Source organism: Agarivorans aestuarii (assembly GCF_019670125.1).
Lineage (GTDB): Bacteria > Pseudomonadota > Gammaproteobacteria > Enterobacterales > Celerinatantimonadaceae > Agarivorans > Agarivorans aestuarii.
Genome location: NZ_AP023033.1, coordinates 1308110 through 1326307 on the forward strand (window position 1 = coordinate 1308110; position 18198 = coordinate 1326307).

Consider the following 18198-nt stretch of genomic DNA (forward strand, 5'->3'; position numbering starts at 1 on the left):
ATAAGGAAAACATTATGTCTCAGTATTTAGAAATTGATCACGTTAGCATTGATTTTCCCACTAAAAATGGTCCTTTTCGAGCGTTAAACGGGGTGGATTTAAAAATTGCTAAGGGTGAGTTTGTATCATTAATTGGTCACTCAGGCTGCGGTAAATCCACAGTGCTAAACATCGTGGCTGGTTTGTACAACGCTACAGAGGGTGGTGTGGTATTAGAAGGAAAAGAGGTATTTCAGCCTGGTCCAGACCGCGCAGTTGTGTTTCAAAACCACTCTTTATTGCCATGGCTTACTGCTTATCAAAATGTTGAATTGGCGGTAAAAGAAGTATTTAAAGGGCAAAAATCTAAAGCTGAAATGAAAGAGTGGATAGAGCACAACTTAGAGCTTGTGCATATGACTCATGCGAAAGACAAAAGGCCTGATGAGATCTCTGGTGGTATGAAGCAGCGTGTCGGCATTGCCCGTGCATTAGCGATGCAACCAAAAGTACTGCTAATGGACGAACCTTTTGGTGCCTTAGATGCGCTAACTCGTGCTCACTTGCAGGACTCGTTAATGGAAATCCAGCAAGAGTTAAACAATACGGTAATTATGATTACTCACGATGTTGATGAAGCAGTATTGTTGTCCGATAAGATTGTGATGATGACTAACGGTCCAGCGGCAACTATTGGTGAAGTGCTCGATGTTAAACTGGAGCGACCAAGAGACCGAGTTGCTCTAGCCGATGACCAAGAGTACAACCATTATCGCTCGCAAGTGCTTAAGTTTCTTTATGAGCGTCAGCGCAACCCGGCGCAAGCAACAGAGAAAGCAAAGCCTAAGTTGGTTAAATCAGGTGAAGCAGCTTAATTCAAACCATTTAAGCTGCTGTTAGCCGGCATCCTCTTAACAACAGAGGCCATTACTAAACGGTAATGGCCTTTTTTAATGAGCTCGTTTTCCCAATGGAATAATTAGGTTTTTAAGCACTCTAGGCTGATATTTAGGCTAAACCTCGTTTTATATAGTTTGCTTTGTTATAGTCGAGCCACGAATTAAGACGGGTGTGGCCAGTTTCAAAGGAGAATAAACATGTCGCAAGTTAGAGTGGCAATTGTTGGTTGTAACGGAAGAATGGGAAAGAATTTACTCGAAGCAGTAAATCAAAGTTCGGCCACAACCTTAGGCGCGGCAACAGAGCGCCCTGGTTCAAGTTTAATCGGTGTAGATGCTGGTGAGCTTGCCGGTTTAGGCAAATTAGATATCGCCATTGTTGATAACATTGAACAAGCCAAAGACGATATTGATGTAATCATTGATTTTACTGCGCCTGTTGTCACCTTGGCTCATGTTGAGTGGGCACGAGCCAATAATAAGAAGATGGTGATTGGTACAACCGGATTCAGCGATGAGCAAAAGCAGCAATTAAAAGATGCAGCAGAAGACATTGCAATTATGTTTGCTCCTAATATGAGTGTTGGCGTTAATTTAGTCTTTAAGCTACTAGAAGTTGCTGCCAAAGTAATGGGCGATTACACCGACATCGAGATTATTGAAGGCCACCATCGCCATAAAGTCGATGCACCTTCTGGCACTGCACTTGGCATGGGCGAAGCCATTGCCGATACGCTGGGTCGCGATCTTAAAAAGGTGGCAGTATATGGCCGCGAAGGTATTACTGGTGAGCGTGATAGAGACACCATTGGCTTTGCTACCATTCGAGCGGGTGACTTAGTTGGTGAACATACAGCGATGTTTGCTGATATTGGCGAACGAGTAGAGATTACACATAAAGCCTCTAGTCGCATGACCTTTGCTAATGGCGCGGTACGTGCGGCATCTTGGTTACAAGACAAGCCAAAAGGCTTATTCAATATGAGAGATGTACTCGATTTGAATGATTAATAAATAAGCTATATTTCTCGTTGGTAATGAACGTCGCTATGCGGCGTTTTTTTATTCCCTAAATTTAATGACAGTACTTTATACTGAAAAAGATCTTGAAAACGTTATCAAGCTTTTTCTTGAAATCGTTTTCAAGAATTATGTTCTTTGAGCGGTCTCACAAAGCCTATAAAAAACACACTAATGTAATATTGTGTTACTCAAAGTTACGTTGTCGTCACAGTCCTTTTTGTCGCGAAATCCTACCTTATGTGCATCTCGTCCAACGGAAGGCGAGAGTAATTAAAACCCAAACATAAAAACATTGATTTGCTGAATATCGGTTCAGTAGAAGGAAAGGAAAGGCTGACATGGATATAAAATTTAATAAGCTAGCCAAGCTTACCATGCCTATTGTAGCGACAGCTTTGCTGGCTGCTTGTGGTAGCGACGATGATGGTAACGGTGGCGGCGGTGGTGGCGTCATTGATGGATTGCACACTGCGGGCGAAAATGAAGTTGTAATTTATTATAAGCGAGATGAAGCGCACGAGCGTGTCGATGAGTCTGCTTATGAAGGCTGGGGTTTACACCTTTGGAACGGTGAGGGTTGTACTAGTACTGACCTAGAAGCTATGGGCATTGCTGATGGCGGTACTGACTGGGGTTCTCCTCATCCTGCAACTGGTATCAGTGAAACCTACGGCGCTTATTATGTTTTAACCGTTGACCCTGATGCATCTGATCCACATAGGTGTATGAACTTTATTCTACACAATGGCGATGACAAAGCCTTTGGCAGTGCAAATTCAAAACTTGAACTGGCCAATTTGGACGACGCTGATTATCCAGGTTTGTTTGGTTTTCACGGTAGTAGCGAGCTATTTTACGAACCTATTGCAGAACGTCCTGTAGCCATTGATGGTGCAAAAGCGCATTGGGTTGATGCCAACACCATTGCTTGGGAAGCTGCAGGAAATGCTACTCAGCTAGAACTTCGTTACGATCCTGCAAACGGTATTGCCATGGACCCAGAAACTAAAGAAGTTACTGGTGGTACCGCTGTTGCTCTTGCCGCTGGCACATTAACCGACGAAGCTAAAGCGCGTTTCCCTCATTTATCTGGTTTAAGCGCAGCAGAAATTGATGTTGATGATGCGACTTTAAAAGCAATTCTTAAGAGCCAAATTGTTGTAGTTGCCATGGATGCTGAAGGTGTTGCAACAGCAGCTACTCAAGTTCAAAAGCCTGGCGTAATAGATAAAGTATTCGTAGAAGGTGATGCTGGCGCGCTAGCAGAAGAGCTAGGCGCAATAGTTAGCGGTGATGATGTTAGCTTTAAGGTATGGGCTCCTACGGCGCAAAGCGTTAAGTTGTATCTATACAATGAAGATATGACCTCAGCTGGTGAAGCTGTAACAATGACTGAAGCTGCTAACGGTGTTTGGTCTGCTGACCAAGCTGGCGCAGTAGGTAAATACTACCGCTACGAAGTAACGGTTTATCATCCAACTACTAAAACTGTTGAAACCCGTATGGTGACAGACCCATACTCTTTAGCACTTTCAACAAATTCTCTTTACTCTTTAGTTGTTGACTTAGCTGCTACAGAACTTAAGCCTACCGATTGGGATAGCTATGCTCGTCCTGAAATGGCTGAAGATGTAGACCACGTGTTGTACGAATCTCACTTACGTGATTTCAGTGTTAGTGATACTAAAGGTACTGCTGCAAACAGTGGTAAATACCTTGCTTTAACTGAATCTGAGCGTGAGTCGGTTACTCATCTGCAAGAGTTAAAAGATGCTGGTTTAACCACATTACACATTCTTCCTGCTTTTGATATAGCAACAGTAGATGAAGAAGGTGCTATTGATATTGACGCACCGTTATCTGACCTTTGTGAAAAAATTCAGAAAACTGATGATTACTGTGCAGATGCTTCAGGCACTATTGAAGCTAAATTGGCAAGCTTCGACCCAACCACTGGTGATGCCCAGTCACTCATGAATGATCTTCGTGGTTTGGATAGCTTCAACTGGGGTTACGACCCATACCACTATACAGTGCCAGAAGGTAGTTATGCATCTGATGCTGAAGGTACTACTCGTATTCTAGAATTCCGTGAAATGGTTAAAGCAACACATGACATGGGACTTAAAATTGTTATGGATGTTGTATACAACCATACCAATGCTTCAGGAGTTAACGATAAGTCTGTTTTAGATAAAATTGTCCCAGGATACTACCACCGCCGTGACGCAAACACGGGTGGAGTAGAAACCTCGACTTGTTGTGATAACACGGCAACAGAAAACCTTATGATGGGTAAGCTAATGACTGATTCATTGGTGACCTGGGCGAAGGAATACAATGTTGACGGTTTCCGTTTCGACTTAATGGGTCACCAACCAAAAGATCTAATGGTTGATTCATTAGCAGCTGTTCGTGCAATTGACGAAGATACCTTGTTCTACGGTGAAGGTTGGGATTTTGGTGAAGTAGCCAATAACGCTCGCTTTGAACAAGCCACTCAGTGGAATATGGCTGGCACAGAAATCGGTACTTTCTCTGACCGTTTACGTGACGCTGTTCGTGGTGGTAGCCCATTTGATAGCGGAGAAGGCATTCGTAAAACTCAAGGTTTTGGTAATGCTGATACGCTAAATGAGCTAAACACTGATGCAGAAAACTACCGCACTGAAGCCCTTCATAACCAAGATTTAATTCGTGTTGGTATGGCAGGTAACTTACAGAAGTTTGTATTACTTGATTCTCAAGGCAATACCAAGCGAGGCCAAGATGTTAACTATAATGGAGCGAAAGCTGGTTATACATTAAACCCATCAGAGAATATCTCTTATGTGTCTAAGCACGATAACCAAACTTTATGGGATAACAACGCTTATAAAGCAGCAACAGGTACAAGTGCTGCAGACCGTTCGCGTATGCAAGTAGTGAGTTTATCTACTGTTATGTTAGGTCAAGGTATCCCGTTCATTCACATGGGTTCTGAGCTACTTCGTTCTAAATCTATGCAACGTGATAGCTATGACTCTGGTGATTGGTTTAACCGTGTAAGATTTGACGGTTCAGACAATAACTGGAACGTAGGCCTACCTCGTGAAGATAAAGATGGTGATAACTGGGATTTAATTAAAACTATTATTGCTGATGAGACTGCTGAGCCCGCTGTAGCTGATATTGAGCTTGCAAAAGATCAGTTCTTAGAGTTGCTAACTATGCGCTCAAGCAGCGACTTGTTCCGTTTGACAACTGCTGAAGAAGTACAAGCGCGTGTTGACTTCCGCAACGTTGGTGCAGACCAAGTTCAAGGTTTAATTGTAATGTCTATCGATAACGGTACTGGTGCCGGCGACGATTTAGACGAAAACAATGATGCCATTGTAGTTGTGTTAAATGCTACTGATGAAGAGCAAGATTTCACAATTGCCGGAACAACTGGTTTTGAGTTACATGAAGTACAACAAGCTTCAGCTGACTCAGTCGTAATGGGCGCAAGCTTTGCTGATGCAACCTTCACTGTTCCTGCTCGCACTACGGCTGTATTTGTTCAGCCAAGAGATGGTGCTCGTGGCACGGGTCTACCAGTAGATACCTCTAACAAAGACTTAAGTGCTATCCCTCCTCTAGGTGATACCCAAGTGTTTGTGCGTGGTCTAGGCGGCGAATGGGGTGCTGTTTATGAGTTGGAATTCACTAAAGATGGCATGTATGAGTATATCACTACGCTAGAAGCAGGTAGTTACGGCTTTAAGGTTGCGGATGCTGACTGGGGTGATGTTAACTACGGTGCTACTGAAGGTGAACTTGTATTAGGTACGGCGAAAGCACTTGAGTACAATGCTGGTGATTTAAGCTTCGCGATTGACACCAAATCAGTTGTGAAATTTGTTACTGACTTCTCTACTGTGGATGCACCTACTGTTGTAGTTACTGCTGAAGAAGTAGCAGGCTGTGGTCTGCTAGAAGACAGTGCAGATGCAGGGCCTTTGTCTACTCAATTAGCTGTTCGCGGCAGTCACTCCGCTTGGGGTTGGGATGAAATGTATGCATTATCATACAAAGGTGAAAATACCTATCAGGTATCACTTGCCGCTGGTGCATACGAGTTCAAGCTGGCTTCTGATGCAGATAACTGGGATCCTCAAATGATTGCCTATTCAGATGGCGCTCGCGTAGAGAACCTTGTTATGAATGTTGACTACCAAGCGTGGGCACGTGTTGGCGATAGCGCCATTGGCGACCCAGGTAACAACAAGATTACCTTAGCTAGTGATAGCATTCTTACTCTTACTGTAAACGGTGAATTAACTGACAACGCAGACAACGGTACTATTAGTATCTGTGAAGTTGAATAATTAACGGCTAAACCTTAATCTGAAAGCCAAGGCGTATTGCCTTGGCTTTTTTATTTGGTCAAACTGTTTGATAGTGACTAGAGTTAATACTTAAAAATGCTAGCTTATGTGACTTAAGCAAAACATTCTATTTTGAGCCTTTCACTTCTTAAAACCTCTATAAAGCTTGTTTTTATAAGTTTGTATAAAAATTGATAGACCTTTCGCAATATCTCTTCTATAATCCGCGGAATTTGCCAAATTTTTATCGTATTGGGCTAAAGTTTACCCTTTAGTTCAACTTTGTCGTGTCGACAGTTCTTTGTTAGGAGGTTGCCTTGAGCAAATCAGCGCTGCTGGTATTAGAAGACGGTACCGTGTTCCGTGGAACCGCAATCGGAGCCAATGGTTCTGCCGTTGGAGAAGTTGTTTTTAATACTTCGATGACTGGATACCAAGAAATTTTAACTGACCCCTCATATGCTCGCCAAATTGTCACCCTCACTTACCCCCATATCGGAAACTACGGAACCACCCCTGAAGATGAAGAATCGAATGCTATCCACGCTTGTGGTCTAGTTATTCGTGATTTGCCTTTAGTGGCGAGTAACTTCCGTAGCCAACAAAGCTTAAGTGAATATTTGGAAGCAAGAAACGTAGTAGGTATTGCGGATATAGACACTCGTAAGCTAACTCGTATTCTTCGTGAAAAAGGTGCACAAGCGGGTTGTATTGTAGCGGGTGAAGATTTAGATGAAGCACAAGCTTTAGCTGAAGCGAAAGCCTTCCCTGGATTAAAAGGGATGGATCTCGCCAAAGAAGTTACCACGGTTGATACTTACGCTTGGGCACAGGGCTCTTGGGATCTTAAAGCTGGGCTTCCCGCCGATAGCGAAGACAGTAAGTTTCACGTAGTTGCTTATGATTTTGGTGTAAAACGCAATATTTTGCGTATGTTAGTGGACCGTGGCTGTAAATTAACCGTGGTTCCTGCCAAAACATCTGCTGAAGACGTGCTTGCCTTAAACCCCGATGGCATCTTCTTGTCTAATGGCCCTGGCGACCCAGAGCCATGTGATTATGCAATCGCAGCTACCAAGACCTTCCTTGAAACAGATATCCCAGTATTTGGTATTTGTTTAGGTCACCAAATTCTCGCTTTAGCCAGTGGTGCTAAAACAGTGAAGATGAAATTTGGCCATCACGGCGGTAACCATCCGGTTAAAGATATCAAACATGACCGAGTAATGATTACCGCGCAAAACCATGGTTTTGCGGTAGATGAAAAAACCTTACCAGACAATCTAACAATGACGCACTTCTCGTTGTTCGATCAAAGTTTACAAGGTATTCATCGCACCGATAAACCGGCGTTTAGCTTCCAAGGTCACCCTGAAGCAAGCCCTGGTCCGCATGATGCGGCGCCATTGTTTGACCATTTCATTGAATTAATTGAGCAGCGCCTTAACGGCCAAGCGTAGGTAGAGAGCAGCAGAACTTATGCCAAAACGTAGTGATATAAAAAGTATTCTAATATTGGGCGCAGGCCCAATTGTTATCGGCCAAGCTTGTGAGTTTGACTATTCTGGCGCTCAGGCTTGTAAAGCCTTACGTGAAGAAGGTTACCGAGTGATCTTGGTGAACTCTAACCCTGCCACCATTATGACTGACCCTGAAATGGCTGATGCGACTTACATCGAGCCCATTCACTGGGAAGTGGTTGAGCGCATTATTGAAAAAGAGCGCCCAGACGCAGTATTGCCAACCATGGGCGGTCAAACAGCATTGAACTGTGCACTAGAGCTAGAAAGCAAAGGTGTACTAGCGAAATACAATGTTGAAATGATTGGCGCTACCGCAGACGCCATCGACAAAGCTGAAGACCGTAACCGTTTCGACCAAGCGATGAAAAGCATCGGCCTAGCTTGTCCTAATGCCGGTATTGCTCACACTATGGAAGAAGCGTACGGCGTATTAGAAGAAGTTGGTTTCCCATGTATTATTCGACCTTCTTTCACTATGGGCGGCACAGGTGGTGGTATTGCCTATAACAAAGAAGAGTTTGATGAGATTTGTGCCCGCGGCCTAGATCTTTCGCCAACCAGCGAGCTTTTAATTGACGAAAGCTTAATCGGTTGGAAAGAGTACGAGATGGAAGTGGTACGAGATAAAAACGATAACTGTATTATCGTGTGTGCCATCGAAAACTTTGACCCTATGGGTGTTCACACTGGTGATTCAATTACTGTAGCGCCTGCGCAAACCTTGTCTGATAAAGAATACCAATTGATGCGTAACGCATCGCTAGCGGTATTGCGTGAAATTGGTGTTGAAACGGGGGGCTCTAACGTACAGTTTGGCATTTGTCCAAATACTGGCCGTATGGTTATTATCGAGATGAACCCTCGAGTATCTCGTTCATCAGCCCTAGCGTCTAAAGCAACCGGTTTCCCAATTGCTAAAATCGCCGCTAAATTAGCAGTAGGTTTTACCCTTGATGAGCTACAAAACGACATCACTGGCGGTCGCACACCTGCTTCGTTTGAGCCTTCAATCGATTACGTAGTGACTAAGATTCCTCGCTTTAACTTTGAAAAGTTTGCCGGTGCTAACGACCGTCTAACCACTCAAATGAAGTCAGTTGGTGAGGTTATGGCGATTGGCCGTAACCAACAAGAATCATTACAAAAAGCCTTACGCGGTCTAGAGGTTGGCGTTGATGGCTTTGACCCAATTGTTGACCTTAATGCACCAGACGCAATGGAAACCATTCGTCACGAACTACAAAACGTAGGGTGTGACCGCATTTGGTATATTGCCGATGCTTTCCGTGCAGGCATGAGCGTAGAAGACGTATTTTCTCTTACTAACATCGACCGTTGGTTCTTGGTACAAATCGAAGACATCGTATTGCTTGAACTGCAAGTCGCTAAAGACGGAGTAGCGAGCTTAGATGAAGCCACAATGCGTAAGCTTAAGCGTAAAGGTTTTGCTGATGCGCGTTTAGCCAAGTTAACCGGAGTGTCTGAGAAAGAACTTCGCAAGCTACGTCATCGCTTAGAAGTGCTACCGGTTTACAAGCGTGTAGATACTTGTGCTGCGGAATTTGCTACCGATACTGCCTACATGTATTCAACTTACGATGAAGAGTGTGAAGCTAAACCGTCGGACAAGAAGAAAATCATGGTACTAGGCGGCGGCCCAAACCGTATCGGCCAAGGTATTGAGTTTGATTACTGTTGTGTGCACGCAGCTTTAGCCATGCGCGAAGACGGTTACGAAACCATTATGGTGAACTGTAACCCTGAGACTGTTTCTACCGACTACGATACTTCTGACCGTTTATACTTTGAGCCGGTAACGCTAGAAGACGTATTAGAAATTGTACGTGTAGAGCAGCCTACTGGTGTAATTGTTCAATACGGTGGCCAAACGCCACTTAAGTTGGCGCGTGAACTAGAAGCCGCTGGTGTACCCATTATTGGCACTTCACCAGATGCAATTGACCGTGCAGAAGACCGCGAACGTTTCCAAGTCGCAGTAGACCGATTGAAGCTTAAACAGCCAGAAAATGACACTGTTTCTACCACTGAAGAAGCGGTTATTTCAGCTGAGCGTATCGGTTACCCATTGGTGGTTCGTCCATCTTATGTATTGGGTGGCCGCGCAATGGAAATTGTTTATGACGAGCAAGATTTACGCCGCTACTTCAAAGAAGCAGTAAGTGTATCTAACGACTCTCCAGTTCTGTTGGATAGCTTCTTAAACGATGCTGTTGAAATCGACATTGATGCTATCTGTGATGGCAAAGACGTAGTGATTGGCGGCATTATGGAGCACATTGAGCAAGCGGGTGTTCACTCTGGTGACTCAGCTTGTTCATTGCCTGCCTATACCTTGAGCCCACAAATTCAAGACCGCATGCGCGAACAAGTGCGCGCTTTAGCTCTTGAACTTGGCGTAATTGGTTTAATGAACACCCAGTTTGCGGTTAAAGACGATGAGATTTACTTAATCGAAGTTAACCCTCGTGCCGCACGTACCGTACCGTTTGTGTCAAAAGCAACTGGTGTGCCTATTGCTAAGGTCGCAGCTCGTGTAATGGCGGGTATTTCTCTAGCCGAGCAGGGCATCACTAAAGAAGTGATTCCTCCATTCTACTCAGTGAAAGAAGTGGTATTGCCATTTAACAAATTCCACGGCGTTGACCCAATCTTAGGCCCAGAAATGCGCTCTACCGGTGAAGTTATGGGTGTAGGTGCAACCTTTGCCGAAGCATATGCTAAAGCAGAGTTGGGCATTGGTAACGATGGCCCTAAAGGTGGTCGAGTACTATTGTCGGTGCGTAATTCAGACAAGAAACGTGTTGCAGAGCTTGCCGCTAAGTTACTTGAACTAGGTTACGAGCTAGACGCTACCCACGGTACGGCAGTAGCATTGGGTGAAGCTGGTATTAACCCGCGCTTAGTGAACAAGGTTCACGAAGGCCGCCCACATATTCTTGACCGTTTGAAAAATGGTGAGTACAGCTACGTAATTAACACCACTGAAGGTCGTCAATCTATCGAAGATTCTCGTCAGTTACGTAGAGCAGCCTTGGCGCAAAAAGTTAACTACACCACCACGCTCAATGGTGCGTTTGCGACTTGTCAGGCGCACAACGCAGACGATCGTGGCACTGTGACCTCTGTTCAAGAATTACATAAACGTATTAGTTAATCGGTGACTACCGTTATAAGCAAAGCGGTGAAGATCTTCACCGCAGCGTAAAATAGCGTTACACTGTTAACATTATTACAAGTAAATTTGGCTGTCATCGACAGCCAAATTTTTTTCTGTTTTTCTAGTTTTGTTGAGTTAAAAAGTATGAAACCAGTTCCTATGACGGTGCGTGGAGAAACGCAATTACGTGAAGAGTTAGAGCATCTAAAAACAGTGGTTCGTCCAAAAATTATCGACGATATTGCGGTAGCTCGTGAGCATGGCGATCTTAAAGAAAACGCTGAATATCACGCTGCACGTGAACAACAAGGTTTTTGTGAAGGGCGTATTCAAGATATCGAAGGCAAGTTAAGTAACGTTCAGGTTATCGACGTAACTAAAATGACCAATAACGGCAAGGTGATTTTTGGTTCTACGGTTACTTTACTAAACCTTGATACAGACAAAGAAGTAACTTACGGCATTGTTGGTGACGATGAAGCCGACATTAAGCAAAATCGCATTTCCGTTAACTCGCCAATTGCGCGCGGGCTTATTGGTAAGAACGTAGAAGACGAAGTCACCGTAGTAACGCCTGGCGGTGAAGTTGAATACGAAATTGTAGCGGTTGAATATATTTAGTTTCAATCACTTTTAAAAACGCAGCTATAGGCTGCGTTTTTTATTGGAGAAGCGTTTTGTTATCTATAGATTACTCAAAGTATGATGCCTTTATTTTTGATATGGATGGCACCTTAGTTGACTCGATGCCAGCACATTTAGCTGCTTGGGGAGAAGCCTTAAACAAGCAGGGCTTACCGGTTTATATCAATTTTGTGGCGGAGCGTGGCGGTATGCCTACGCTGAAAATTGCTGAGCAATACCAGCAACATTATCAAGTGAACATTGATGCAATGCAGTTACTTAATGACAAGCGAACTGGGTTTGATGCCTTATGGCATAAAGTTGAGCGGATCCCGGCTAGCTGCAAGTTACTCGCAGAATATTCGGCCACTAAAAAGCTAGGTTTGGGCACGGGTGCTGAGCGAGTCAATATGGACCGTATCACCAATAACCTTCAACTTACCGAGTATTTTCAAGCGATGGTGTGTGCCGAAGATGTAGTCGCACATAAACCTGAGCCAGATACATTTCTTCAAGTAGCGAAACGCCTAGCTGTTGAACCAAAGCGTTGTTTGGTGTTTGAAGATACGCCATTTGGTATTCAGGCTGCGCATAATGCTGGAATGGATTGTGTGGTCGTGAGAGATTTCCAACTGGCAGAGTTTTTACCTCTGTCTTAGTTAATAGCGTATAAAACTGCCTTGTTTGCATTGCTCTTAGTTATTCTGTTGGCTTATTTTAGATATCCAGATGATTAATTGTAGGTGGGGTTTATGTTTGTTATAGTATAAAAGTTCACCATGGATTGGTTGTTTATTAACTGATTTAGAGGTGGCTTAATGTCTATGCAAGTAAACTCCAACTCGATGTATGCTTATTCTCCTAGAGCTACATCCGCTTCAACTGCTATTTCTAGTACCTCAAATACGCCAAGTTATGGCGATATTGTTGATGAAATTTCAAATGAATATGACCAACTGACGCCAGAAGAGCAACGCAACGCTCGCTTATATGTTGGCGGAGAAATTGAAAACTATCAGCAAAAGCAGCAAGCTGAGGTAGATTCTAAGCGCAACACCGTGGTTGGTGTGTCTGCTGTCAATCATCAGCAAAACCTATTAGATATTTACTATACCAGCTCGACAGGAAACGAAAGTAAAGGCAGTGAGAGTAACCCTGTTAGTTACAAAGCCCTTGAAAGTATTAATAGTAATCTTGAACAACAAAAACAAGTTAACCAGCAGTTGGCGATTGCAGAATTCTATGCCAAGTATGGAGGCGGTTCAGATGCGCAACCAGAACCCTATCAGCCAGTTTCTCTTGCGGTATAGACATAAAAAAAGCGGCTAATGCCGCTTTTTTTATTTTCGTGGTAACTCGATTTTCTTATCTTCGCTAGGACGATAGATAATTAATATATGGCCAATTACTTGAACCTTTACCGCTGAAACCTTATCAACAATGGTATCGGCAATCAGCTGCTTCATTTCACGATCATCGGTAGCAATTTTCACCTTAATCAGTTCATGGTGAGCAATCGCCACTTCTATCTCTGCCAAAATTCCTTCGGTCAATCCATTTGAGCCAAGCATTACCACTGGCTTTAGGTTATGAGCCAAGGATTTCAGGTGCTGTTTTTGTTTGTTGGTTAGTTGCATGAAACTTTCTGCTTACTCGGGGTTGAAAAAAGCACATTCTAGCGCCATCTAATCACTAATACTATTTTATAATCATGATACCGTGCGGTTTTGTAACTATAGTGGAAACTATTTGTGACCAATAAAAAACATACTGCCAGCTCTAAACGCTGGTTAACTGAACATTTTGATGACCACTATGTGCAAAAAGCCCAAAAGCTTGGCTTGCGTTCAAGAGCGGTATTTAAAATTGAAGAAATTCAAAATAAAGATAAGTTACTCAAACCAGGCATGACTGTCGTAGACCTTGGTGCTGCTCCTGGTGGATGGTCGCAATACTGCGTCGAGCAAGTTGGTTTAGATGGGCACGTCATCGCTTGTGACATTCTACCAATGGACCCTATTGCCGGAGTTGACTTTCTTTGTGGTGATTTTCGCGAAGAAGAAGTGCTAAATGCTTTACTTGAGCGAGTGGGTGAAAAGAAAGTTGATGTTGTACTGTCTGATATGGCACCAAACATGAGTGGTAACAATAATGTTGACCAATCACGTGCAATGTATTTAGTTGAACTAGCATTAGATATGTGTCGTGAAGTATTAGCACCAAAAGGCAGTTTTGCGGTTAAGGTATTTCAAGGCGAAGGCTTTGATCAATATCTGCAGCAAGTACGTTCTATGTTTACCAGTGTGAAAACTCGTAAGCCAGATTCTTCTAGGGCTCGCTCTCGAGAAGTCTATATAGTGGCTAGTGGCTTTAAACTATAGTACGCTAGATAATAATTCTTATTTAAAAATAACCGGTGAGGTTTTCGTCTTGAGTGACATGGCAAAAAATCTGATTCTGTGGCTGGTAATAGCTGTGGTTTTGATGTCTGTATTCCAAAGCTTTAGCCCTGATTCAAGCAGTGGTCGGCAAATGGACTATTCCACCTTTGTAAAGGAAGTGAATCAAGAACAGATCCGCGAAGTGCGTATTAGTGGGCAAGATGTTAAAGGCATCAAGCGTACTGGTGAGCAATTTAGCACTATTATTCCCTTGCACGATAAAGACCTACTTAATGATCTTATCAACCACAATGTAAAGGTATTGGGTGAGCAACCAGAAGAGCAGGGGCTATTAACCTCTATCTTCATTTCTTGGTTCCCGATGCTATTGCTAATCGGTGTATGGATATTCTTCATGCGTCAAATGCAAGGCGGTGGTGGTAAAGGCGCGATGTCTTTTGGTAAGAGTAAAGCACGCTTAATGAGCGAAGACCAAATTAAAACCACTTTTGCTGACGTAGCAGGTTGTGATGAAGCTAAAGAAGAAGTAGGTGAATTAGTAGATTACTTACGTGACCCTACCCGATTCCAAAAGCTTGGCGGCAAAATTCCAACTGGCGTATTAATGGTTGGTCCTCCAGGTACTGGTAAAACGCTGTTGGCTAAAGCCATTGCTGGAGAAGCAAAAGTACCATTCTTTACTATTTCTGGTTCAGACTTCGTAGAAATGTTCGTGGGTGTTGGTGCATCGCGTGTACGTGACATGTTCGAACAAGCTAAGAAATCAGCACCATGTATTATCTTTATTGATGAAATTGATGCCGTAGGTCGCCAACGTGGCGCGGGTTTAGGTGGTGGACACGATGAGCGTGAACAAACCTTAAATCAAATGCTGGTTGAAATGGACGGGTTTGAAGGTAACGAAGGTATTATTGTTATTGCTGCCACTAACCGCCCTGATGTATTAGACCCTGCATTGCTGCGTCCTGGACGTTTTGACCGCCAAGTTACGGTTGGCCTTCCAGACATTCGTGGCCGAGAGCAAATCCTTAAAGTACACATGCGTAAAGTTCCTTTAGGTGATGGTGTAGATGCGGGCGTAATCGCACGTGGTACGCCAGGCTTCTCTGGAGCTGACTTAGCTAACTTGGTGAACGAAGCTGCCTTGTTTGCTGCTCGCGGTAGCAAGCGCACCGTTTCGATGGAAGAATTTGAAAAAGCTAAAGACAAGATCATGATGGGCGCTGAGCGTAAATCGATGGTTATGACCGAAGCTGAAAAAGAGATGACTGCTTACCACGAAGCAGGTCATGCAATTGTAGGTCGTTTAGTACCAGAGCATGATCCTGTATATAAAGTGAGTATTATTCCGCGTGGTCGCGCTTTAGGTGTAACAATGTACTTGCCTGAGCAAGACAGAGTGAGCCATAGCAAACAGCATTTAGAAAGCATGATCTCTAGCTTGTACGGTGGGCGCTTAGCTGAGCGTATTATCTACGGTGATGAGAAAGTATCGACCGGTGCTAGCAATGATATTGAGCGAGCAACTGAAATTGCCCGTAAGATGGTTACACAATGGGGTCTTTCAGAGTCTATGGGGCCGCTGCTTTATGCTGATGAAGAAGGTGAAGTATTCTTAGGACGAAGTGCTGCTAAAACCAAGCATATGTCTGATGATACCGCTAAGGCCATTGACTTAGAGATTCGCTCAGTCATCGATCGCAACTATCAGCGCGCTGAATCGTTGTTGACCGAAAACATGGATATTCTTCATACCATGAAAGATGCGTTAATGAAGTACGAAACCATTGATGCTCGACAGATAGATGATTTAATGGAGCGTAAAACTCCTCGTCCACCGGCTGATTGGGATGATTCAGACAAGCCAACACCACCTGAATCTAATGACAAAGGTGATGAAGCTAAAGCTGACGCCGCAAAAACTGATGCACCTGAGCCACCTAAAACCATAGGTGAAGATCCTGCTCAGTAAGGCTTAAATTAAGTTGTTAGCCCTGTAAGTCGCTTACAGGGCTTTTTTGTAAGTAAAGAAAAATGACTATTGCACTCAATATTGGTCCTCATCAATTCAAACGCCCGGTGATTATGGGCATTCTTAACGTTACTCCAGACTCCTTCTCAGACGGGGGGGCTTATGTTTCTCATGAGCAAGCGCTAACGCGAGTAGAACAAATGTTAAAAGAAGGCGCAGACATTATTGACGTGGGTGGGGAGTCAACTCGTCCAGGTGCTGCTGATGTAGCGTTAGCAGAGGAGTTGCAGCGAACAATTGGTATTATTAAAGCCATCAAACAGCGCTTTGGTTGTTTGGTTTCAATCGATACCAATAAAGCCGAAGTTATGCAGCAGGCGGTTGAAGCCGGTGCAGACATCATAAATGATGTCTGTGCCTTAACTAATCCTGGAACCATAGAGGTAGTAGCCAAATCTGGGCTTCCAGTATGTATAATGCACATGCAGGGCAAACCAAGAAGTATGCAGGCTAACCCTCAATACCAAGATGTAGTGAGAGAAGTAATTACTTACTTAAAGCAACGAGTTGAGAGCTGTGTGGCGGCAGGTATTGCTGAATCGAATATAATAGTTGACCCTGGTTTCGGTTTTGGTAAAACTCTTGACCACAATTTTCAGTTGTTAGCTCAGTTAAGTGAGTTTAAGCAACTTGGCTTGCCTATTTTGGCAGGTGTTTCCCGTAAGAGTATGTTTGGTAAGTTACTAGGCAAGTCGACAGATTACCTAGTGGCAGCAAGTATTACTGGGGCGGTGTTAGCCGCACAGCAGGGAGCGCACATATTTCGCGTGCATGACGTTCAAGAAACGGCAGACGCGCTAAAGGTTTATTCAAAAGTACAGATGAGTAAGTAATGACAAGACGATATTTTGGCACAGATGGTGTTCGCGGTAAGGTGGGTGAGTACCCAATTACCCCTGAATTCGCTTTAAAACTAGGATGGGCAGCCGGTAAGGTCTTGTCGAGCAAGGGAACACGTAAAGTACTAATTGGTAAAGATACCCGAATCTCTGGCTATATGCTGGAATCTGCTCTAGAAGCTGGCCTTTCTGCCGCGGGTGTTCAAGCAAGCTTTGTAGGTCCTATGCCTACACCAGCAGTTGCTTACTTAACTCGTACTTTTAGGGCTGAAGCGGGCATTGTGATTAGTGCTTCTCATAACCCTTACTACGACAATGGTATTAAGTTTTTCTCTGCTAATGGCACTAAGTTACCCGATGAAGTGGAGTTAGCGATTGAAGCTGAGTTGGATAACCCAATGACCTGTGTCGATTCGGCTGCGTTAGGTAAAGCTCGCCGTATCGAAGATGCAGCGGGCCGCTATATTGAGTTCTGTAAAAGTACTTTTCCGAATAAATACAACTTATCAGGCCTTAAGATTGTAGTGGATTGCGCACACGGTGCTACTTACCACATTGCACCAAAGGTGTTTAGCGAGTTGGGCGCCGAAGTTATTGCTATTGGTAATAAGCCAGACGGTCTAAATATTAACGAGAAGTGCGGTGCTACCGATACTGGCTTATTGGCCGAACAGGTATTAGAGTATCAGGCTGATCTTGGTATCGCCCTTGATGGCGACGGCGACCGGGTGATGATGATTGACCAGCACGGCGTGCAAGTTGATGGCGACGAAATTCTTTACATCCTAGCTAAAGACGCCAAGTTAAGTCACCACTTAAGTGGCGGGGTAGTGGGTACTCTCATGAGCAACTTGGCTCTAGAGCAAGCCTTTGCCGAAATGGATATTCCATTTAGTCGCGCTAATGTGGGTGACCGTTACGTTATGGAGCAATTATCTGAGCGTGGCTGGACTTATGGCGGCGAGAACTCCGGTCATATTATTTGCTTGGGTCATACCACGACAGGTGATGGTATCGTTGCAGCACTGCAGGTTCTAGCTGCTATGTTGGCACAAAAACAGAGTTTGCGAGGTCTACTAAGTGATTTAACGCTTTATCCTCAATTACTGGTCAATGTGCGCTTTAAAGGTGATAGCGATCCATTAAGCAGTGACTTAGTGAAAAAAGCTCAAGCTAAAGCCGAGAATCAACTAGGTGACTCTGGCCGAGTATTGCTACGCAAATCAGGTACAGAGCCTTTGTTACGGGTAATGGTTGAAGGGGCAGATTCTGCTCTAGTAGAACAATGCGCTAACGATATCGCTGATGCTGTAAGAGCTGCTTGCAACTAAAGCGAACAATAATTAAACG

The 18198-nt window shown here is 44.0% G+C and carries 13 protein-coding genes; 12 read left to right on the forward strand and 1 reads right to left on the reverse strand.

Annotated features, from left to right (window positions below; genetic code table 11):
• Positions 1 to 14 precede the first annotated feature (14 nt).
• The 8 genes from K5609_RS06090 (at position 15) to K5609_RS06125 (ending at position 12885) form a co-directional block, all read left to right on the forward strand.
• Positions 15 to 854, forward strand: coding sequence for an ABC transporter ATP-binding protein (locus K5609_RS06090; RefSeq protein WP_221076408.1), 840 nt, complete (start codon positions 15 to 17; stop codon positions 852 to 854).
• Between the two features lie 222 nt (positions 855 to 1076).
• Positions 1077 to 1889, forward strand: a complete 813-nt coding sequence (dapB, locus tag K5609_RS06095; protein ID WP_221076409.1) for a 4-hydroxy-tetrahydrodipicolinate reductase — start codon at positions 1077 to 1079, stop codon at positions 1887 to 1889.
• A 350-nt stretch (positions 1890 to 2239) separates the two neighbouring features.
• Complete coding sequence (gene pulA, locus K5609_RS06100; RefSeq protein ID WP_246611948.1) at positions 2240 to 6250, forward strand: pullulanase-type alpha-1,6-glucosidase; 4011 nt, start codon at positions 2240 to 2242, stop codon at positions 6248 to 6250.
• A gap of 317 nt (positions 6251 to 6567) precedes the next feature.
• Positions 6568 to 7710, forward strand: coding sequence for a glutamine-hydrolyzing carbamoyl-phosphate synthase small subunit (gene carA, locus K5609_RS06105; RefSeq protein ID WP_221076410.1), 1143 nt, complete (start codon positions 6568 to 6570; stop codon positions 7708 to 7710).
• 19 nt (positions 7711 to 7729) lie between these two features.
• On the forward strand, positions 7730 to 10948 hold the full coding sequence (gene carB / locus K5609_RS06110) for a carbamoyl-phosphate synthase large subunit (RefSeq protein ID WP_221076411.1): 3219 nt from the start codon (positions 7730 to 7732) through the stop codon (positions 10946 to 10948).
• Between the two features lie 147 nt (positions 10949 to 11095).
• On the forward strand, positions 11096 to 11572 hold the full coding sequence (greA, locus tag K5609_RS06115; RefSeq protein ID WP_221076412.1) for a transcription elongation factor GreA: 477 nt from the start codon (positions 11096 to 11098) through the stop codon (positions 11570 to 11572).
• Between the two features lie 56 nt (positions 11573 to 11628).
• Entirely contained in the window at positions 11629 to 12234 is a 606-nt protein-coding gene (locus K5609_RS06120) for an HAD family hydrolase (protein ID WP_221076413.1), read from the forward strand.
• Between the two features lie 159 nt (positions 12235 to 12393).
• Positions 12394 to 12885 carry a hypothetical protein gene (locus tag K5609_RS06125; protein WP_221076414.1) on the forward strand — a complete coding sequence of 164 codons (492 nt, stop codon included), beginning with the start codon at positions 12394 to 12396 and terminating at the stop codon, positions 12883 to 12885.
• Positions 12886 to 12915: 30 nt separating this feature from the next.
• Here the strand turns inward: K5609_RS06125 and yhbY are convergent, their stop codons facing one another.
• Positions 12916 to 13212: a ribosome assembly RNA-binding protein YhbY gene (yhbY, locus tag K5609_RS06130; RefSeq protein ID WP_016402383.1), complete on the reverse strand. Its 297-nt coding sequence runs from the start codon at positions 13210 to 13212 to the stop codon at positions 12916 to 12918.
• A 114-nt stretch (positions 13213 to 13326) separates the two neighbouring features.
• Here yhbY and rlmE point away from each other — a divergent pair, with 114 nt between their 5' ends.
• The 4 genes from rlmE to glmM all read left to right on the forward strand — a co-directional run bounded on the left by rlmE (position 13327) and on the right by glmM (position 18179).
• Positions 13327 to 13956 (forward strand): 23S rRNA (uridine(2552)-2'-O)-methyltransferase RlmE, encoded by a 630-nt coding sequence (rlmE, locus tag K5609_RS06135; RefSeq protein ID WP_016402382.1) that lies wholly within the window; start codon positions 13327 to 13329, stop codon positions 13954 to 13956.
• A gap of 49 nt (positions 13957 to 14005) precedes the next feature.
• Positions 14006 to 15949, forward strand: coding sequence for an ATP-dependent zinc metalloprotease FtsH (ftsH, locus tag K5609_RS06140; protein WP_221076415.1), 1944 nt, complete (start codon positions 14006 to 14008; stop codon positions 15947 to 15949).
• Between the two features lie 62 nt (positions 15950 to 16011).
• The gene (folP, locus tag K5609_RS06145) at positions 16012 to 16842 is read left to right on the forward strand and encodes a dihydropteroate synthase (protein ID WP_221076416.1); all 831 of its coding nucleotides are present in this window, start codon (positions 16012 to 16014) and stop codon (positions 16840 to 16842) included.
• Positions 16842 to 18179, forward strand: coding sequence for a phosphoglucosamine mutase (gene glmM, locus K5609_RS06150; RefSeq protein ID WP_221076417.1), 1338 nt, complete (start codon positions 16842 to 16844; stop codon positions 18177 to 18179). Before folP ends, glmM begins: the two co-directional genes overlap by 1 nt.
• Positions 18180 to 18198: the final 19 nt, after the last annotated feature.